We start from the raw sequence: 18,584 nt of genomic DNA on the forward strand, positions 1-18,584 counted from the left end.
CCACCGCCGCGTCGTCGCCCGACCCGCCGCCGGTCCGGGGCGGCCGGATCGAGAGCCGGTCGCGGCCGACCGCCCGCGAGAGCGCCTCGACCTTCTCGACGCTCGAGGCGTCGGCGGCCGGCGGGTCCCGGAGGTGGCGGTCGAGGTCGGCGTCGCCCACCAGGTCGTCGACCGCGCTCTCCAGCGTTTCGAGCCGCCGGAGTATCGCGTCCGGGTCCTCGCGGGCGTCGAGTCGCCGGGCGATGCGGTCGAGGTCGCCGTCCCCGTCGTCGTCCCGACCGAACAGCCCGGCGACCCCGACCGCGGCCAGCGAGCACGCGACCCCGGCCGCGGCCAGCCCCCCGAAGGGAACGAGTACCTCCATGGTTCTACGCCATGTTCTCCCGGCCGAGACACGAGAACAGCGGGTCGACCAGGTGCCAGACGTCCCGGAGGCTCTCGGCCTGGCGGCTGTTGCCCTCCTCCTTGAGCTGCTGGGCGTGGTCGTACATCGCCTCCAGCGACGGCATCCGGGGGTTCCAGAGCGCGCCCCAGAGGTAGACGTCGTCGAGGTACGGGATGACCATCTGGCTGATGTGGATGTCGATGGACTCGGCGCCGCTCGTGTCGTCGACGTTCAGGAACTCGTCGCCGCCGATGATTCGGCGGAGCGTGTTGTCGTTGACGTACGGCGAGACGTGCTCCATCTTCTCCTCGGGACCGTAGACCAGGAACGTGCCGCCCCACGCCGTGGTCGGGTCGAAGTCCGAGAGCTTGTTGTGGAACAGCGCGTTCCGGACCAGGATCTCGAGGCCCGACTCGTCGAGCTGGGCGTCGCGCGACCGGCCGAGCACCGGCGCGAGCACGACCGCGGGGGTGTACTCCCGGTCGAGGTCGAGGGGGTACTTGTCCTCGACCGGCCGGAAGCTGTCCGAGACGTCGAACACCTCGCCCTGGATCGACATGGTGGCGTCCTGGTCGACGATCTGGGGCGTCGAGGACATGGTGAACGCCTCGAGGTACGCGACCAGCGGCTTGTTGAGCTCGGTGTACTGGGGCGGGTTGTACCGTTCGATGCCGTCGATCCGGGGCTTGACGTCGCCCTGGACGTCCTGGAGCCGCTCGTTGTTGAACGGGATGATGGCGTCTGCGGTCTGGGAGATGCGGGCCAGCCCGACCGCGCCGTTGGTCCGGGCCCGGCCGCCGAACTTGTCCTCGGCCGAGGGGATGACGACCGAGCTCAGCATCGCCTTGTCGATGACGTAGTCGTCCGACAGCACGTTCTCCCGTATCTGCTCGGCCAGCGCCGGGGTCGACCCGCACCCGGTCCCCTTGGTCACGCTGTGGACGAACATGATGGCCTGGGCGTCGCCGATGTCCTGGGGGTCCATGTCCCACCGGTCGCGGAAGGGGTTGCCCTCCTCGAAGTCGGCCCGGACCACCTTCTCGCCGTTGTCCCAGCGCCGACCCATCCCCGAGTAGTCGTGCTTGCCGAATCCGATGATGGCGTTGGGTAGCAGGTCGTTGCGGCTGTACTCCTTGAGCTCCTGGGCGTAGTAGGTCTGCTCGAGCTCGGCGATGTTGGTGTTGAGCATCCCGTAGCCGGCGAGGCCGCCGCGCCACACCAGCGCCCGGTCCTCGTTGTTGCGCTCGAGGGTGTCCTTCCGGAGCAGGATGGCGTCCATGATGTTGTTGCCCGCGCCGCCGACGCCGATCATGTACCACTTCTTGCCGTACGCCGAGTCGAGCAGGTCGTCGTCGACCGAACTCCCGAACTGGTCGCCCGGACCGTCGTCCGGTTCGTCAGCATCGTCGGGCGCGACGGGCTCCTCGCCGTTCCCGCCGACGTCGACGGGCTCGCCGTCCTCGAACAGCTGGTCGTACCGGTCGCTGTACACCGCCCGCACCGAGGTCTCGTCGCCCGCGTGCGCGCCGAGCAGGTGTTCGTCGAGGCTGTCCTCCGCCCATTCCGTCTCCGTCTGGAAGCAAATTCTGCACTTGGTCATTGTTGTGTCTGCGTGACTCCTGTCGTCGGTCGACTTATCCGTACTGCTCCTGGTACCGCTCGTGGATCGCGTCGATCGCTCGGTCGGTCGAGGTGCCCTCCTTCGGCACCAGCTCGACGAACCCCGGCGGCGCGCCCTCCTGGACGTCGAGGCGTTCGACCACGTCGGTCTGGCGCCGGCCGAACCGCTCCAGCTGGGTCAGCACCGCGGGCGAGGCGACGCTCTCTGGCAGCCCGTCGGTCTGGAGCTCCGCTCGGTCGGCGTCGGTCTCCCGGCCGGCGTTCTTCAGCTCCCGGAGGACGAACAGCACCGAGTCGATGACCTCCTCCGGCCGCGCCCGGTCGCCCCGGTCGTCGTCGCCCTCGCGTCCGCTTTCGTCGCTCTCGGGCTCCGGGTCGGGGGCGGGGTCGGACGCGGCGCGCCCGGACTCCCCGCCGGCGACCGCCGCGGCGTCCGGGTAGGTGAGTCGGACCGCGCCGGCCTCGACCCGGAGCTCCACGTCGTGGTCGCGCTCGAACGCCGGCCGGAGCTCGGCGACGATCGCCCCGTCGACGCCGGCCGGGAGCGACACGCGCTCGCCGCCGTGGTCGACCGTGCCGACCACGCTCCAGACGAACTCCGCGAGCGTGACGAGTTCGCCCGCGTCGGCCGCGGCCGACTCGGCCCGCCGCTCGGCGTCGTCGAACCGGCAGTCGTGGAGCGCGTCCTTCGCGGCGTCGAGGTCGCGCCGGACGGCCCGGACGCTCGGCAGGTCGTCGTGGCGCCCCTCGACGACGAGTTCGCGGAGCCGGTCGGCGATCCGGCCGTCGAACCGCTCGACCTTCTCCTCGACGGCGTCGAGGTCCGACTCGGCGGCCTCGGCGGTCTCGGCGAACGCGGCCTCGCGCTCGGCGAGGTGGGCTTCTACGCGCGCGACGTGGTTGTCGACCTGCTCGACCCCCGCCGCGACGGTCTGGAGGTCGACGCCGCGGTCGAGCCGGTCGAGGAAGGCCTCGTCGACGCGGTCGACGTGGACCGCCGCGTCGAACGCCGGGACGTCGACCTCGCGGAAGCGGCCGGGCAGGTTCACGAGCTCGTAGGCGCGGTCGTACCGCGACCAGCACTTGACGGTGCCGTAAGTAGTCCTGACGCCCGACGCGACCCGCTCGCGGAGCTCGTCGTCGATGCCGTCGACCGCGGCGTCGGGGTCGAGCGCGTCAACCCGACTCCGGAGCGACGCGGCGTCGGCCCGGAGTTCGTCGGCCGAGCCCCGTTCGGCTGCGTCGATGTCGGCCGCGACGTCGTCGCACTCGTCGAGGAACTCCTGCCGTCCTTCACGGGCGCGCTCGACGCCGGTCGGCGCCACGTCTGCGAGCGCGTCGAGGTCGCCGAGTCGCCGTCGGTACGCCTCCTCGAACGCCTCGCGCTTGCGGTCGAGTTCCGCCGCGGCGTCGGCGAGCTCGGCCGACTTCTCCTCGACGACCTCCTCGGCCCAGTCGTGGGTGAGCGCGGCGCCCAGCGCCGCGCCGGAGGCCAGCACCGGCACCGCGAAGAACGCGACCGCCTGCACCGCGGGCACGTCCATGCCGAAGATGGGGGAGTAGACGCCGAAGAAGAGCGCGAAGAACAGAACGGACACGAGGCCGGCCGCCGCGAACGTCACGTCCCGGTTCCGGCGACCGAACTGGGCCACGCCCTGCGCGACCCAGGCACCCGCGATAAGGACGAACAGGCCGAACACGAGCGTCGGACTCTGCCACATGAGGACGGCGGCCGCGTCGAACACCGCGACCGACCGGATCGCGTCCTGCATCCCGCCCAGCCCGGCGGACCCGAGCGTCGTCTCCAGCATCGCCAGCGTCGTCTGTACCAGCGTCGCGAGAATCGGTACCCCTGCCAGCCCCCACGCCGCGAGCGTCGTTTTCGTTTGACGACCTGTAGCCATCACCTACACATCTCTCAGGGGGGTTTCAAAAACGTTTGCCCTCGGTCCCGCGACCGAAACGCCGGGCTGGCGGCGGGATTTTCGGACATCGGGGTCGCGCGAACGCGCCGGCGTTTCGAATTATCGAGGGGTCAGTCCGGGGCTCGCACTCCGGCGAGCGACGGCTCCGGACGACTACGGAACCGCGGAACTGCATTCGGTGACGAAGCGTCTCTCCTTACACTCGTAACCTTGAGAAAGCGCCCGAGGCGGGATTTGAACTCGAGCGGAGGCGGTCCGGGCGTGCGGCCCTGCGGGCCGTTCCGGGCGTGCGACTCCTTGTGTTCAAATCCCTTCTTCGCGTTTCGTTGCGACCGGACTCACTCGACACTGACGTGTCCCGTTCGTCGTTGGTCGCAACAGAAAGACGCCCGAGGCGGGATTTGAACCCGCGTCACGACCGTGACAGGGTCGTATGATGGGCCACTACACCACCCGGGCTCTCGTACGCACTTCTTCGTTCCCTCCGGGATTATTAATGGGTGTCGGTTTCGCCGGCCATTGTGAGCTACTGACGTACCCCGAGCGGAAAGAAACCGCACCCCGTCTTACTCGAACCGCTCCGACATGCGATACTCGTCTGCCCAGTGTAACCGCGATTCGGGGGCCTTCGAGTGGGGTTCCTCGACTCGTAACCGCATCTCCCCGTTCCCGGTCTCTTCGATAGGGACCCAGTATACTGCGTCCGTCTCGGACGAATACACCGCATACGCGTCGATCTCCTCGGCGGTGTAGTCCGCTTCGACGCGGCCCTCAGCGTTCACCGTCGACGCGTAGAGATCGCTCCGAACGTGAGTTCCGAAGAAAGCGCCCGAGGCGGGATTTGAACCCGCGTCACGACCGTGACAGGGTCGTATGATGGGCCACTACACCACCCGGGCTTCGGGACGCATTCCTGCGTTATCCCCGGTCGGACTTAAGGCTTCTCAAACGGACCCGCCGTAGTCCCCCATCGACCGGTCGCCGTCGGGCGGGTGACCGCCCCAAACGATTTATAGTTCCGGAAAGTCGGTGTCACCCGTGGGCACTCCGCCGCGGCCGCGGTTCGACCGGGGTGGGTCGAACAGTTAGCCGTGCGCGGCGCTACTTAGCAAGTCTTAAATGAGCGCCCTGTGTATTGCCCTGTAGTATCTCGTGATAGCCATTTCTCCCGTTCGCCAGACAGCCCATCGCCACACATGGTAGACGTAAGCCAACACGACATGGTTCCGGACCACAGCGTCGTCGACGACGACGAGCTAGACGACGTGATGGAGGAGTACGACATCAAACCGACCGACTTGCCCAAGATCCAGCGCACCGACGCCGCAGTACCCGACGACGCGGAGGTCGGTGACGTCATCAAAATCGTGCGCGACTCCCGAACGACAGACACCGCGACAATTTACCGACTGGTCGTAGACTAACAATGAACAGAGAAGACAGACGCGCCATCTCCCGAGAGTACTTCTCGAAGGAACGGCTCGCCGAACACCACTACCGCTCGTTCAACAGCTTCCTGGGCCGCGGCATGCAGGAGGTCGTCGACGAGAAAGGGACGATAGACACGGACATCGGCGACAAGGAGGACGAGGAACCGGTCCACGTCGAACTCGGCGACGTGCGAATCGTAACACCGCGCGTGCGAGAGGCCGACGGCAGCGAGGAGCTCCTGTACCCCCAGGAGGCCCGGCTGCGCAACATCACCTACGCCGCGCCCGTGTTCATGGAGATGTCCATCGTGAAGGGCGAGGGCGAGGACGAGCGCGTCGTCGACGCCACCGAGACCAAGGTGGGCCGGATGCCCATCATGGTCGGCTCCGAGAAGTGCAACATCGCGGGCTTCTCCGACGACGAACTCGTCGAGATCGGCGAGGACCCCGCCGACCCCGGCGGCTACTTCATCGTCAACGGCTCGGAGCGCGTGCTAATGACCAGCGAGGACCTCGCGCCGAACAAGATCCTCGCGGAGTACGACACCAAGTACGGCGACGAGATCCAGGTCGCCAAGACGTTCAGCCAGCGCCGGGGCTACCGCGCGCTGGTGCTGGTCGAGCGGACCCGCGACGGGCTGCTCGAGGTGTCGTTCCCCTCGGTCTCGGGGAGCGTCAACTTCGTGACGCTCGTCCGTGCGCTCGGGCTCGAATCCGACGAGGAGATCGTCCACCGGGTCTCGGATGACCCCGAGATCGTGAAGTTCATGCTGGAGAACCTGGAGGCCGCCGACGTCCAGACCGAGGAGGAGGCCATCGAGACGCTCGGCAAGCGCGTCGCCTCGGGCCAGGGGAAGAACTACCAGCTCAAGCGGGCCAACTACGTCATCGACCGCTACCTCCTGCCGCACCTCCACGAGGAGGGCGTCGAGGAGGAGGACGTCCGGATCAACAAGGCGTACTACCTCTGCCGGATGGCCGAGGCGTGCTTCGAGCTCGCGCTCGACCGGCGCGAACCCGACGACAAGGACCACTACGCCAACAAGCGGCTGAAGGTCAGCGGCGACCTGATGAAGGACCTGTTCCGGACCGCGCTGAACAAGCTGGCCCGGGACGTGAAGTACCAGCTCGAGCGGGCCAATATGCGGAACCGCCAGCTCTCGGTCAACACCGTGGTGCGGTCGGACGTGCTGACCGAGCGGCTCGAACACCCCATCGCGACGGGCAACTGGGTCGGCGGCCGCTCGGGCGTGAGCCAGCTGGTCGACCGGACCGACTTCATGGGGGTGCTCAGCCACCTCCGGCGGCTCCGCTCGCCGCTGTCGCGCAGCCAGCCCCACTTCGAGGCGCGGGACCTCCACGCGACCCAGTGGGGTCGCATCTGTCCCTCCGAGACCCCGGAGGGACCGAACTGTGGGCTGGTGAAGAACTTCGCGCAGGCGATGGAGCTCTCCCAGAACATCGACGACGAACAGGGACTGAAGCGGGAGCTGGCCTCGATGGGCGTCGAGGGCATCCCGGGCATCGAGGGCGTCGAATCAACCGCGAGCGCGGACGACTAACATGAGTCAGGGACGAGAAGCGAAAGTATACGTGAACGGTAGTCTGGTCGGGACCCACCCCGACCCGGAACAGCTCGCCGAGCAGGTCCGCCACGCGCGCCGCCGGGGCGACGTGAGCGAGATGGTCAACGTCTCCATCAAGGAGCGGACCCGCGAGGTCATCATCAACGCCGACGCCGGCCGGGCGCGCCGTCCGCTGCTGGTCGTCGAGAACGGCGAACCCCTCGCGACCGAGGAGGAGGTCGAGGCGCTCAAGAACGGCGACCTCGACTTCGAGGACCTCGTCGAGCGCGGGAAGGTCGAGTTCATCGACGCCGAGGAGGAGGAGGACATCTACGTCGCGGTCGACGAGGAGCACCTCACTGAGGACCACACCCACCTCGAGGTCGACCCGCAGCTCATCTTCGGCATCGGCGCGGGCATGGTGCCGTACCCCGAGCACAACGCCTCACCCCGGATCACGATGGGGTCGGGGATGATCAAGCAGTCGCTCGGGCTGCCGGCGGCCAACTACCGCATCCGGCCCGACACCCGCCAGCACCTGCTGCACTACCCCCAGCTCTCGATGGTCAAGACCCAGACCACCGAGCAGATCGGCTACGACGAGCGGCCCGCGGCCCAGAACTTCACGGTCGCCGTCATGTCCTACGAGGGGTTCAACATCGAGGACGCGCTGGTGCTCAACGGCGGCTCGGTCGACCGCGCGCTCGCCCGGTCGCACTTCTTCCGGACCTACGAGGGCGAGGAGCGCCGGTATCCGGGCGGCCAGGAGGACCGCTTCGAGATTCCGAGCGACGACGTGCGGGGCGCCCGCGGTGAGGACGCCTACACGCACCTCGACGAGGACGGTCTGGTCAACCCCGAGACCCGGGTCGACGAGAACTCCGTGCTGCTCGGGAAGACGAGCCCGCCCCGGTTCCTCGAGGAGCCCGACGATATGGGCGGCCTCTCCCCGCAGAAGCGGCGCGAAACCTCGGTCACGATGCGCTCGGGCGAATCGGGCGTCGTCGACACCGTCACCCTGATGGAGGGCGAGGACGGCTCGAAGCTCTCGAAGGTGTCGGTGCGCGACGAGCGCATCCCCGAACTCGGCGACAAGTTCGCGTCCCGGCACGGCCAGAAGGGCGTCGTCGGCCACATCGCGCCCCAGGAGGACATGCCGTTCACCGAGGAGGGCGTCGTGCCCGACCTCATCATCAATCCCCACGCGCTGCCGTCCCGGATGACGGTCGGCCACGTGCTGGAGATGATCGGCGGCAAGGTCGGCGCGCTCGAAGGGCGGCGCGTCGACGGGACGCCGTTCACCGGCGAGGACGAGGAGGAACTCCGCGGCGGCCTCGAGGAGCAGGGCTTCAAGTCCTCGGGCAAGGAGATCATGTACTCCGGCGTCACCGGCGAGAAGATCGAGGCCGAAATCTTCATCGGGACCATCTTCTACCAGAAGCTCTACCACATGGTCTCGAACAAGCTCCACGCCCGCTCGCGCGGCCCGGTGCAGGTGCTCACCCGCCAGCCCACCGAGGGCCGGGCCCGCGAGGGCGGCCTCCGGGTCGGGGAGATGGAGCGCGACGTGCTCATCGGGCACGGCGCGGCCCTGACCCTGAAGGAGCGACTGCTCGACGAGTCGGACCGCGAGTGGATCTACGTCTGCGCGAACTGCGGCATGAGCGCGGTCGAGAACGTCGAGCAGAACCGCGTCTACTGCCCGAACTGCGACGAGGAGACCGACATCCACGAGATCGAGATGTCCTACGCGTTCAAGCTCCTGCTCGACGAGATGAAGGCGCTCGGCATCGCCCCGCGACTCGAACTGGAGGACGCAGTCTAACATGTCAACAGGACAAACACCCAAGGAGATCGGCGAGATCAGCTTCGGGCTGATGGACCCCGAGGAGTACCGAGAGATGTCGGCGACCAAGATCATCACGGCCGACACCTACGACGACGACGGCTTCCCCATCGACATGGGGCTGATGGACCCCCGGCTGGGCGTCATCGACCCCGGGCTGGAGTGCAAGACCTGCGGGAAGCACTCGGGGTCGTGTAACGGCCACTTCGGCCACATCGAACTCGCCGCGCCCGTCATCCACGTCGGGTTCACGAAGCTCATCCGGCGACTGCTCCGGGGCACCTGTCGGAACTGCTCGCGGCTCCTGCTGACCGACGACGAGAAGGCCAAGTACGAGTCGAACCTGACCCGGACGCGGGAACTGGGTAACGACATCAACGACGTCACCAAGGCCGCCATCCGGGAGGCCCGCAAGAAGGACCGGTGCCCGTTCTGCGGCGAGGTCCAGTACGACATCAACCACGAGAAGCCCACCACCTACTACGAGGTCCAGCAGGTCCTCACCAGCGAGTACTCCGAGCAGATCGCGGCCGCGATGCAGGGCCAGAGCGGAGACGAGGACGACGAGGAGGAGCGCGAACCCATCGCGCCCCAGGAGCTGGCCGAGCAGACCGGCATCGACCTCTCGCGCATCAACGAGATCATGTCGGGCGAGTTCCGGCCCCGGGAGTCCGACCGGAAGGCCCTCGAGAAGGCGCTCGACATCGACCTCACCGAGGAGGACATGAACAAGCTGATGCCCAGCGACATCCGGGACTGGTTCGAGGACATCCCGGACGAGGACGTCGAGGTTCTGGGCATCAACTCGGAGCGCTCGCGGCCCGAGTGGATGATCCTGACGGTGCTGCCCGTGCCGCCGGTGACGGCCCGCCCGTCCATCACGCTCGACAACGGCCAGCGCTCCGAGGACGACCTGACCCACAAGCTGGTCGACATCATCCGCATCAACCAGCGGTTCATGGAGAACCGCGAGGCGGGCGCGCCCCAGCTCATCATCGAGGACCTCTGGGAGCTGCTCCAGTACCACGTCACCACGTTCATGGACAACGAGATCTCGGGCACGCCGCCGGCCCGCCACCGCTCCGGTCGGCCGCTGAAGACGCTCAGCCAGCGGCTGAAGGGCAAGGAGGGCCGGTTCCGGGGGAGCCTCTCCGGGAAGCGCGTGAACTTCTCGGCCCGGACCGTCATCTCGCCGGACCCGACCCTCTCGCTCAACGAGGTCGGCGTCCCCGAGCGCGTCGCCCGCGAGATGACCCAGACGATGAACGTCACCGAGCGCAACAAGGAGGAAGCCCGGCGCTACGTCGCCAACGGTCCCGAGGGCCACCCCGGCGCGAACTACGTCAAGCGCCCCGACGGCCGCCGGCTCAAGGTGACCGAGAAGAACTGCGAGGAGCTCTCGACGAAGGTCGAGGCCGGCTGGGAGGTCAACCGCCACATGGTCGACGGCGACATCGTCATCTTCAACCGCCAGCCGTCGCTCCACCGGATGTCCATCATGGCCCACGAGGTCGTGGTGATGCCGTACAAGACGTTCCGGCTCAACACGGTCGTCTGCCCGCCGTACAACGCCGACTTCGACGGCGACGAGATGAACATGCACGCGCTCCAGAACGAGGAGGCCCGGGCGGAGGCCCGCGTCCTGATGCGCGTCCAGGAGCAGATCCTCTCGCCGCGGTTCGGCGAGAACATCATCGGAGCCATCCAGGACCACATCTCCGGGATGTACCTGCTGACCAACCAGAACCCCCACTTCAACGAGACACAGGCGCTCGACCTGCTGCGGGCGACCCGGATCGACGAGCTCCCGGAGCCGTCGGGCCACGAGGACGGCGAGCCCTACTGGACCGGGCGTGACATCTTCTCGGAGCTGCTGCCGAGCGACCTCAACATGGAGTTCACCGGCACGGTCGGAGACGACGTCCTCATCGAGGACGGCACGCTGGTCGAGGGCACCATCGCCGAGGACGAGGTCGGCGAGTTCGGCGGCGAGATCGTCGACACCATCACGAAGGTGTACGGCAACACCCGCTCGCGCATCTTCATCAACGAGGTGGCGGCGCTCGCGATGCGCTCGATCATGCACTTCGGGTTCTCGATCGGTATCGACGACGAGTCGATTCCGCCGGAGGCTCAGGACCGCATCGACGAGGCCATCGACAACGCCTACGACCGGGTCGAGGAGCTCATCGAGACCTACGAGAACGGCGACCTCGAGTCGCTGCCCGGCCGCACCGTCGACGAGACCCTCGAGATGAAGATTATGCAGACGCTCGGCAAGGCCCGCGACTCCGCGGGTGACATCGCCGAGGACCACTTCGCCGACGACAACCCCGCGGTGGTCATGGCCGAGTCCGGCGCGCGGGGGTCGATGCTCAACCTGACCCAGATGGCCGGGGCGGTCGGTCAGCAGGCGGTCCGGGGCGAGCGCATCAACCGCGGCTACGAGGACCGAACGCTGAGCCACTACAAGCCCGACGACCTCTCGGCGGAGGCCCACGGCTTCGTGGAGCACTCCTACACCGGCGGGCTCAACCCCCGGGAGTTCTTCTTCCACGCGATGGGCGGCCGCGAGGGCCTGGTCGACACGGCGGTCCGGACCTCGAAGTCCGGCTACCTCCAGCGCCGGCTCATCAACGCCCTCTCCGAGCTCGAGACCCAGTACGACGGGACGGTCCGGGACACCTCCGACACCATCGTCCAGTTCGAGTTCGGCGAGGACGGCACCAGCCCGGTGAAGGTCGCCTCCAACGAGGAGAGCGACATCGACGTCGACCAGATCGCCGACCGCATCCTCGAGGAGGAGTTCGGCAGCGAGGAGCGCAAGCAGGAGTTCCTCGGCGAGAAGCAGCCGCCGACGAACCTCTCGGAGCACGTCGACGCCCGGCAGGCCCGGAGCGACGACTGACGCCGTACCCAACCCATCCACATCATGACCGACTACGACGTATCCGAAGACATCGAGGCCGTCGTCGAGGACACCGACCTCCCGCGACGGCTGAAGGACGAGGTGTACAGCACCGTGGAGCGCCGCGACGGCGTCACCGCCGAGCAGACCGACCAGATCACCCAGGCGGTCGAGAACCGGTACCTCGACACGCGGGTCGACCCGCTCGACCCCGTCGGGACCGTCTCGGCCCAGTCCATCGGGGAGCCGGGCACCCAGATGACGATGAACACGTTCCACTACGCGGGCGTGGCCGAGATTGACGTGACCCAGGGGCTGCCCCGGCTCATCGAGCTGGTCGACGCCCGGAAGACCCCCGACACGCCGATGATGACGGTCCACCTCGAGGACGAGTACGCCACCGACCGCGAGAAGGCCCACGAGGTCGTCTGGCAGATCGAGGCGACCCGCATCCTGGCGCTGGGCGACATCTCGACCAACGTCGCCGACATGGTGGTCTCGATCGACCTCAACGAGGACACCCTCACGGAGCGGATGATCACCCCCGAGGAGGTCGCCGAGATCATCGAGGACGAGCTCGGCGTCCAGACCACCCAGCAGGGCGCGGTCATCGAGTTCGGTCCCCAGGAGCCGAGCTATCGGGACCTGCTCCAGCTGGTCGAGCAGCTCCGCGACATCGTGTTCAAGGGCATCGAGGACATCTCCCGCGTGGTCATCCGGAAGGAGCAGCTCGACGAGGGCGAGGAGTTCGTCCTCTACACCGAGGGGTCGGCGTTCGGCGACGTCATGGAGATCGAGGGCGTCGACGCCTCCCGGACCACCTCGAACAACATCCACGAGATCCACAAGAACCTCGGCATCGAGGCGGCCCGCGAGGCCATCATCGAGGAGACGATGAACACGCTCGAGGAGCAGGGTCTCGACGACGTGAACATCCGCCACCTGATGCTGGTCGCCGACATCATGACCAACCGCGGCGAGATCGAGTCCATCGGCCGCCACGGCATCTCGGGTAGCAAGGAGTCCGTCCTGGCCCGGGCGGCGTTCGAGGTCACGGTCAACCACCTGCTCGACGCCGCCATCCACGGCGAGGTCGACGACCTCAACGGCGTGACCGAGAACGTCATCGTCGGCAAGCCCATCAAGCTCGGGACCGGCGACGTCGACCTCCGGATGGGGTCGTCGACGTCGGGCGGCGAGCCCGAGGCCTCCGACTGAGCATGGTCGTCACGCTCTCGGACACGGCCCGCCAGTTCATCGCCCTCTTCGAGGACGAGACGGGCGCGACCGCCCGCGACTGCGTCGTCTTCGAGGACGACGAGGGCGACGAGGAGCGCGTGGTGTTCCTGGTCAAGCCCGGCGACATGGCGAAGGCCATCGGCTCTGGCGGCGAGACCGTCCGGGAGATCGAGGATCAACTGGGCCGGTCGGTGGTGCTGGTCGAGGACGCCGACACGCCCGAGGCGTTCGTCGCCAACGCGCTGGCGCCGGCGGCGGTGTACAACGTCACCGTCAGCGAGGACGACGAGATCGTCGCCTACGCCGAGGTCGACTCGGCCGACACCGGTATCGCCATCGGCGAGGACGGGCGCAACATCCGGGCCGCCGAGAAGCTCGCGAAGCGCCACTACGACATCGACGACATCCAGCTGACCTGAGCGGCTCGCGGGTCGTCTTCCGTTCGACTCGACACCTTCGTTTTCCGCCCGGTTTCGTCCGCTACCGCACGGCACGGCTCCGGACCGGGTGTCCGCCGGCGACCGTTCCAAAGACTGGTCGCCTCCGGAAATTTTAGCGGCGCGACACCCGTTTCCGAGGGAAAAGTAAAACCTCGACACTGCCGACGTTACCGTGGGGATTCGAATGGGGGAAACTGACACGATACTCGACGAGGTACCGGACGTTGACGAACGAGACAGGCGGAACTTCCTCAAGGTGCTGGGCGTGGCGGGGAGCGTCGGCGCGGCCGCGGAGTTCTCGCTGGGCGACCTCCGGGGCGCTGTCGGCGCGGAGGCGTCCGAGGAGATGGCGACGTACGGCGAGCAGATCCGGGCCGACCTCGCCGGCGGCCTCGACGCGGGTCGGCTGGCGTCGGCTCGGGACGGTATCGCCGCGAGCATCGCCGAACTGCCCGCGCTCCGGGAGGCGGGGTTCCCGGACGAACCGGGCGCGACCGCGTATCAGGAGATCGCCGCCCCGGCGTGGGAGGCCTACGACCACCTGGCCGATGTCGGCTTCTTCGCGTCGGCCGAGCGCCACCTGCCGGAGTTCACGCCCGAGCACGTCCGGGCGACCGCGACCGAGCTCGTCCGGGCCGAGCCGCTGACCGCGGCGCTGGCCGAGGCGGGGCTCGACGAGCGCGAGCGGACCGCGGCGGTGGTCGACGCGGTGAACGAGAACGACCGGCTCTCGCACTGGGTCTCGACCGCGGCGCTGCCGGCCGACCCGGAGGAGTTCGACCCGGCGAACGTCGCGCCGCTCCACCAGCGGGCGCTCGGCGGCGCGCTGCTGTGGATCGACGAGCTCGACCAGCAGCTTTGGCAGCGCGAGATGCTACTGACCGAGGAGATGCTGGCGGACGGCGTCTGGGACGTCAAGCAGATGCTCGGGGGCATCCACCTGTTCGTCTCGGCCGCCCGCGACCTCGCCGGCCCCGAGGAACTGTCCGACAGCCAGCTCGCCGCCGGGCTCGCCGGGGGCTCGGCGGTCGCGATCCGCGGTCAGGAGCGGATCGAGGCCGACCTGTTCAGGATCGGCGACGACCAGCGCGCGCCGATCGGAGGTGATTCGCGATGAGCATCGACGAACCGCACGCCGACGTTCGGCGCACGGAGGAGGGAGTGACGGTCGAGTACCTCGCGGACGGACCCGAGACGATCCGGCAGGACGGCCAGCAGATCCCGCGGCTCAGGGTCACCCGCCAGATGCTGATGGACTCGGGCGACGACCCCGAGAGCTGGCTGATGTACGGCGGCGGCTACCGCCAGCAGCGGTTCACGACCGCCGACGTCATCACGCCGGAGAACGTCGGGAGCCTCGACCTGGAGTACACCATCGAGGTCGAGAACCAGGTCGAGCGCGGGAAGCTCGAGGGGACGCCGGTCGTCGTCCCGTCGGACCCGCCCATCATGTACCAGACCAACGGCCCCGACGTGGTCCGGGCGGTCAACGCCCGGTCGGGCGAGGTCATCTGGACCTACCGGTACGCGCCCGGCGAGGACGGCCCCGACAAGCGGGCGGCGCTGCTGTGCTGCGGGTCGAACAACCGCGGGGTCGCGGTCCGCGGCAACCGACTCTTCATGACGACGCTCGACGCCAACCTCGTCGCCATCAACCGGTACACCGGCGAGCAGGAGTGGCTGTACGACTCCGCGCCCACCGGCCAGGGCTACTCGGCGACGTGGGCGCCGGTCGTCTACGAGGGGAGCGTCCTCAACGGGAGCGCGGGCGGCGAGTACGGCGTCCAGGGCTTCATCGAGTCCGTCAACGCTCGGACGGGCGAGCGCGAGTGGCGCACCTCGATGCTGCCCGAGGAGCAGTGGGTCGGCGACGCCTGGCAGAACGGGGCGGCGACCAACTGGATGACCATCACGGTCGACCCCGACACCGACACCCTGTACGCCAGCGTCGGCAACCCCGGCCCGGACGTCAACGGCATCGTCCGGCCGGGCCCGAACCCGTACTCCGACGCGATCGTCGCGCTCGACACCCAGTCGGGCGACGTCCAGTGGTACTTCCAGGAGGTCCAGCACGACTGGTGGGACTGGGACGCGTCCCAGCCGCCGGTGCTGTTCGAGACCGAGGTCGACGGCGAGAACCGCAAGATGGTCAGCCACGCCGGGAAGACCGGGTGGAACTACCTGCTGGGCGCCCGGGACGGCAAGCTCTACGAGCGGAGCAGGGAGTTCTGCCAGCACCTCAACATGTGGCACCTCCCGCAGGACAACCTCGAGGACACGCCGTGGATCATGCCCTCGGCCGACGGCGGCGGTGAGTGGAACCCGGCGTCGTACAGCCGCGAGACCGGGAACGTCCACGTCAAGGCGATGAACTACCCGAGCAAGTTCCAGTGGGACGAGGTCGGCGAGTGGGAGTACCCCTCGACGTACCTCGGCGGGAGCTTCACCGTCTACCCGGCGATGGACGACCCCGGACCGGCGCCCGAGGAGTGGAGCGGCAACAGGGCCATCTTCTCGGCGGTGGACCCGGTGAGCGGCGAGGTCGCCTGGCAGCACGAGTGGCAGGAGTTCTCGATGGGCGGCTCGATGAGCACGACGACCGGGCTCACCTTCGTCGGCAACGGCGACGGGGAGTTCATGGCTCTGGACTCCGAGTCGGGCGAGCGGCTCTGGCAGTACCAGTTCGACGCGTCGGTCAACGCCTCGCCGATGAGCTGGTACGACCCCGAGGTCGGCAAGCAGTACGTCGCGGTCCAGGCCGGCGGCGGCGGCCTCCGGTCGGCCCGGGACGGCCGGACGGTCGGCGTGTTCTCGCTCGAGGAGTAGGACCCGCGACCCCATTTTTCGGACGCGAGCGACTCTGCTGACCGAACCGGAGCTAAGCGGCGCGCAGAACTGTTCTCCGAGACCGGCTCAGACGGCGTAATCGGCCCCGCTTGAGCGATCTGCGGCCGTTTCGGCCGCCTCGAAAGAGGGAGGCTTAAGTAGCTCGGACGGATAGCACACGCCATATGGCGAACGGCAAGTACGCAGCGCGGAAGCTCAGGAAGGACCGCCAGAACCATCGGTGGTCCGACTCCGACTACGCCCGACGCGAGCGCGGCCTCGGGGAGAAGTCCGACCCCCTCGAGGGCGCGCCCCAGGGACGCGGCATCGTTCTGGAGAAGGTGGGCATCGAGGCCAAGCAGCCCAACTCCGCGATCCGGAAGTGCGTCCGGGTCCAGCTCATCAAGAACGGCAAGCAGGTCACCGCCTTCTGCCCCGGCGACGGCGCCATCTCGTTCATCGACGAGCACGACGAGGTGACCATCGCGGGCATCGGCGGCGCGAAGGGCCGCGCGATGGGCGACCTCTCGGGCGTCAACTACAAGGTCGAGAAGGTCAACGGCGTGAGCCTCGAGGAACTCGTCCGCGGGAACGCGGAGAAACCGGTGCGATAACCATGGCGGCAGAAGACCAGCCCGAGCCCGACAAGCCCGCGGGCACCGACGAGGAGGGCACCGCCGCCGCGCAGCTGTTCGGCGAGTGGGACGTCACCAACGTCGAGTACGGCGACCCCTCGACCGAGCGCTACATCACCGTCACGCCGGTCGCCCACACGATGGGCCGCCACGCCTCCAAGCAGTTCCAGAAGAGCGAGGTCTCCATCGTCGAGCGGCTCATCAACCGCCTGATGCAGACCGAGGAGAACACCGGCAAGAAGCAGAAGGCGATGCAGATCACCCGCGACGCGTTCGAGACCATCAACGACCGGACCGACGAGAACCCGGTCCAGGTGCTCGTCACCGCGGTCGAGAACGCGGCCCCGCGCGAGGAGACCGTCCGCCTGAAGTACGGCGGCATCTCGGTCCCGAAGGCCGTCGACGTGGCGCCCCAGCGCCGGGTCGACCAGGCCCTGAAGTTCATCGCCGAGGGCGTCCAGAGCTCGTCGTTCAAGACGTCGACCGACGCCTCGGAGGCGCTGGCCGAGCAGCTCATCGGCGCGGCCGACTACGACGTCCAGACCTACGCCATCAACCAGAAGGAAGAGAAAGAGCGCGTCGCGGCCGCGGCCCGCTGAGACTCTCCTCCTCTCTTTCGTTCTCGCGAACCGGGTAGCGACTGCCCCGTTCCTCGCCGTCCTCGAGTTCCCTCCCGGCTCGTCGACTCTGCTCCTCGCCGCCGTCGATCTACTCCCCGCCGGAGGCGCCGACCAGCACGAACGTGCTCTCGGTGTCGCCGTTGTGGATCTGGCGGGTCGCGTCGGCCGGAATCCGAAGCGCCTCGCGCGCGGACAGTTCGACGTCCTCGCCCTCGACCGTGACGGTGGCCTCGCCCTCGAGCAGGACGTACACCTCCTCCTGGCCGTCCTCGGCGTGGTCGTGCTCCTTGCCGGTCCAGCCGGGGTCTGCGTCGAGGACGGAGACGCCCAGCTTCTCGCAGTCGAGGGGGTCGCGGAGGAACCGCAGCCCTTCGCCGATCGGTTCGACGTCGCGGGAGTCGACTTTCGTGTAGGACATCGTCGGCGCTACGACGGGCGGACTGTTCAGTGTGGTGATGACGGCACTCGACTCCGGGAGTTGGAAGGTTGGCGAGGTAGATACAGCAGCACGTGGAAGTGCGGTTTGTTGTCGTTCACGACCGACGGGGCGGTAGCCGGCGGGGTCAGCGGGCCCACCGGTCCTCGTCGAGGAGCCGGAAGTCGTCGTCGAGTTCCGCCCAGACGTCCGCGATGTCCTGTTCGGAGTCGGCCTGTTGGATACGGTGGCGAAGCGCGTCCGCCTCCGCTGGCGATAGCTCTGTCCGGATTTCGGCGCTGTCGACGAGTTCCCGGAGGAGGTCGGTCTGGTACCGCACCGCCTGGTCGGGCATACCGTCTGGGTACGCTCTCGGCACGGAAAGTCTCGGCCATGTTCACGTCGAACTGAGTTTGATGATCGAGTGAACGAGCTCGAATCGCGCTCGACGCGCCGAACGCTCCCCACCTTACAAGTGGCTGGCGTCGCCACGCCCCGGATGCCATGGACGAAGCGCTCGAAGTCGTCGACGTGCTGGCGGATTCGGGGCTCGAAGGCGTCGTGACGTGGCTCCTGCGACTGGTCGGACTGGTCGCCGTGCTCGCTGGCGTCGGCCTGTGGCTGTTCACCGAAATGGGCCTGCTCGTCGTCCCGGCGCTGCTGATCGTCGGCGGCCTCGCGCTGCTTGTCGTTCCGGGGCTGCTGTTCGCGCTGGCCGAACTGGCGTAGC

At 68.0% G+C, this 18,584-nt stretch carries 16 protein-coding genes, 2 tRNA genes and 1 pseudogene; 11 read left to right on the forward strand and 8 right to left on the reverse strand.

Annotated elements, in window-relative coordinates; translation table 11 throughout:
• From DVR07_RS00005 to DVR07_RS00030, 6 genes and pseudogenes are all read right to left on the reverse strand, one after another.
• Positions 1 to 364, reverse strand: a 364-nt coding sequence (locus DVR07_RS00005; protein ID WP_162829381.1) for a hypothetical protein, incomplete at its 3' end; no start/stop codon positions are given.
• Between the two features lie 4 nt (positions 365 to 368).
• Complete coding sequence (locus tag DVR07_RS00010) at positions 369 to 1,985, reverse strand: cell division protein FtsZ (RefSeq protein ID WP_115794746.1); 1,617 nt, start codon at positions 1,983 to 1,985, stop codon at positions 369 to 371.
• 34 nt (positions 1,986 to 2,019) lie between these two features.
• On the reverse strand, positions 2,020 to 3,909 hold the full coding sequence (locus DVR07_RS00015) for a hypothetical protein (protein ID WP_162829382.1): 1,890 nt from the start codon (positions 3,907 to 3,909) through the stop codon (positions 2,020 to 2,022).
• 407 nt (positions 3,910 to 4,316) lie between these two features.
• Positions 4,317 to 4,389, reverse strand: a tRNA-Asp gene (locus DVR07_RS00020).
• A 107-nt stretch (positions 4,390 to 4,496) separates the two neighbouring features.
• Positions 4,497 to 4,727, reverse strand: a pseudogene (locus tag DVR07_RS00025) (group I intron-associated PD-(D/E)XK endonuclease); the annotation flags it as partial.
• Between the two features lie 29 nt (positions 4,728 to 4,756).
• Positions 4,757 to 4,829, reverse strand: a tRNA-Asp gene (locus tag DVR07_RS00030).
• Between the two features lie 297 nt (positions 4,830 to 5,126).
• On the opposite strand from DVR07_RS00030, the gene DVR07_RS00035 reads away from it, so the two are divergent.
• The 10 genes from DVR07_RS00035 to DVR07_RS00080 all read left to right on the forward strand — a co-directional run bounded on the left by DVR07_RS00035 (position 5,127) and on the right by DVR07_RS00080 (position 17,418).
• A complete protein-coding gene (locus tag DVR07_RS00035) occupies positions 5,127 to 5,354 on the forward strand; it encodes a DNA-directed RNA polymerase subunit H (protein ID WP_115794749.1) in 228 nt (75 codons plus the stop codon).
• 2 nt (positions 5,355 to 5,356) lie between these two features.
• Entirely contained in the window at positions 5,357 to 6,922 is a 1,566-nt protein-coding gene (locus DVR07_RS00040) for a DNA-directed RNA polymerase subunit B'' (RefSeq protein WP_115794750.1), read from the forward strand.
• Position 6,923: 1 nt separating this feature from the next.
• Positions 6,924 to 8,750: a DNA-directed RNA polymerase subunit B gene (rpoB, locus tag DVR07_RS00045; RefSeq protein WP_115794751.1), complete on the forward strand. Its 1,827-nt coding sequence runs from the start codon at positions 6,924 to 6,926 to the stop codon at positions 8,748 to 8,750.
• A 1-nt stretch (position 8,751) separates the two neighbouring features.
• Positions 8,752 to 11,679, forward strand: a complete 2,928-nt coding sequence (locus DVR07_RS00050; protein ID WP_115794752.1) for a DNA-directed RNA polymerase subunit A' — start codon at positions 8,752 to 8,754, stop codon at positions 11,677 to 11,679.
• 24 nt (positions 11,680 to 11,703) lie between these two features.
• Positions 11,704 to 12,897 carry a DNA-directed RNA polymerase subunit A'' gene (gene rpoA2 / locus DVR07_RS00055; protein WP_115794753.1) on the forward strand — a complete coding sequence of 398 codons (1,194 nt, stop codon included), beginning with the start codon at positions 11,704 to 11,706 and terminating at the stop codon, positions 12,895 to 12,897.
• 2 nt (positions 12,898 to 12,899) lie between these two features.
• Positions 12,900 to 13,337, forward strand: a complete 438-nt coding sequence (locus DVR07_RS00060; protein WP_115794754.1) for a NusA-like transcription termination signal-binding factor — start codon at positions 12,900 to 12,902, stop codon at positions 13,335 to 13,337.
• Positions 13,338 to 13,542: 205 nt separating this feature from the next.
• Positions 13,543 to 14,475 (forward strand): hypothetical protein, encoded by a 933-nt coding sequence (locus DVR07_RS00065; RefSeq protein WP_115794755.1) that lies wholly within the window; start codon positions 13,543 to 13,545, stop codon positions 14,473 to 14,475.
• Positions 14,472 to 16,184 carry a pyrroloquinoline quinone-dependent dehydrogenase gene (locus tag DVR07_RS00070; protein ID WP_115794756.1) on the forward strand — a complete coding sequence of 571 codons (1,713 nt, stop codon included), beginning with the start codon at positions 14,472 to 14,474 and terminating at the stop codon, positions 16,182 to 16,184. Before DVR07_RS00065 ends, DVR07_RS00070 begins: the two co-directional genes overlap by 4 nt.
• Positions 16,185 to 16,369: 185 nt before the next feature.
• On the forward strand, positions 16,370 to 16,798 hold the full coding sequence (locus DVR07_RS00075) for a 30S ribosomal protein S12 (protein WP_115794757.1): 429 nt from the start codon (positions 16,370 to 16,372) through the stop codon (positions 16,796 to 16,798).
• A 2-nt stretch (positions 16,799 to 16,800) separates the two neighbouring features.
• Positions 16,801 to 17,418, forward strand: coding sequence for a 30S ribosomal protein S7 (locus tag DVR07_RS00080; protein ID WP_115794758.1), 618 nt, complete (start codon positions 16,801 to 16,803; stop codon positions 17,416 to 17,418).
• Between the two features lie 109 nt (positions 17,419 to 17,527).
• Here DVR07_RS00080 and DVR07_RS00085 read toward each other — a convergent pair whose 3' ends face one another.
• Positions 17,528 to 17,857, reverse strand: a complete 330-nt coding sequence (locus DVR07_RS00085) for a cupin domain-containing protein (RefSeq protein ID WP_115794759.1) — start codon at positions 17,855 to 17,857, stop codon at positions 17,528 to 17,530.
• A gap of 145 nt (positions 17,858 to 18,002) precedes the next feature.
• Positions 18,003 to 18,209 carry a hypothetical protein gene (locus DVR07_RS00090; protein WP_115794760.1) on the reverse strand — a complete coding sequence of 69 codons (207 nt, stop codon included), beginning with the start codon at positions 18,207 to 18,209 and terminating at the stop codon, positions 18,003 to 18,005.
• Between the two features lie 149 nt (positions 18,210 to 18,358).
• Between DVR07_RS00090 and DVR07_RS00095 the strand changes: the two genes are divergently transcribed.
• A complete protein-coding gene (locus tag DVR07_RS00095; RefSeq protein WP_115794761.1) occupies positions 18,359 to 18,583 on the forward strand; it encodes a hypothetical protein in 225 nt (74 codons plus the stop codon).
• The last annotated feature ends 1 nt before the right edge of the window (position 18,584 follow it).

The sequence above is a fragment of the Halorussus rarus genome (assembly GCF_003369835.1).
Taxonomy (GTDB): domain Archaea; phylum Halobacteriota; class Halobacteria; order Halobacteriales; family Haladaptataceae; genus Halorussus; species Halorussus rarus.

Excerpts from the sequence above, each read along its gene's own strand:
- DVR07_RS00010 (WP_115794746.1), bottom strand. The coding sequence starts at position 1,985 with ATGACCAAGTGCAGAATTTGCTTCCAGACGGAGACGGAATGGGCGGAG.
- DVR07_RS00015 (WP_162829382.1), bottom strand. The coding sequence starts at position 3,909 with ATGGCTACAGGTCGTCAAACGAAAACGACGCTCGCGGCGTGGGGGCTG.
- DVR07_RS00035 (WP_115794749.1), top strand. The coding sequence starts at position 5,127 with ATGGTAGACGTAAGCCAACACGACATGGTTCCGGACCACAGCGTCGTC.
- DVR07_RS00040 (WP_115794750.1), top strand. The coding sequence starts at position 5,357 with ATGAACAGAGAAGACAGACGCGCCATCTCCCGAGAGTACTTCTCGAAG.
- rpoB (WP_115794751.1), top strand. The coding sequence starts at position 6,924 with ATGAGTCAGGGACGAGAAGCGAAAGTATACGTGAACGGTAGTCTGGTC.
- DVR07_RS00050 (WP_115794752.1), top strand. The coding sequence starts at position 8,752 with ATGTCAACAGGACAAACACCCAAGGAGATCGGCGAGATCAGCTTCGGG.
- rpoA2 (WP_115794753.1), top strand. The coding sequence starts at position 11,704 with ATGACCGACTACGACGTATCCGAAGACATCGAGGCCGTCGTCGAGGAC.
- DVR07_RS00060 (WP_115794754.1), top strand. The coding sequence starts at position 12,900 with ATGGTCGTCACGCTCTCGGACACGGCCCGCCAGTTCATCGCCCTCTTC.
- DVR07_RS00065 (WP_115794755.1), top strand. The coding sequence starts at position 13,543 with ATGGGGGAAACTGACACGATACTCGACGAGGTACCGGACGTTGACGAA.
- DVR07_RS00070 (WP_115794756.1), top strand. The coding sequence starts at position 14,472 with ATGAGCATCGACGAACCGCACGCCGACGTTCGGCGCACGGAGGAGGGA.
- DVR07_RS00075 (WP_115794757.1), top strand. The coding sequence starts at position 16,370 with ATGGCGAACGGCAAGTACGCAGCGCGGAAGCTCAGGAAGGACCGCCAG.
- DVR07_RS00080 (WP_115794758.1), top strand. The coding sequence starts at position 16,801 with ATGGCGGCAGAAGACCAGCCCGAGCCCGACAAGCCCGCGGGCACCGAC.
- DVR07_RS00085 (WP_115794759.1), bottom strand. The coding sequence starts at position 17,857 with ATGTCCTACACGAAAGTCGACTCCCGCGACGTCGAACCGATCGGCGAA.
- DVR07_RS00090 (WP_115794760.1), bottom strand. The coding sequence starts at position 18,209 with ATGCCCGACCAGGCGGTGCGGTACCAGACCGACCTCCTCCGGGAACTC.
- DVR07_RS00095 (WP_115794761.1), top strand. The coding sequence starts at position 18,359 with ATGGACGAAGCGCTCGAAGTCGTCGACGTGCTGGCGGATTCGGGGCTC.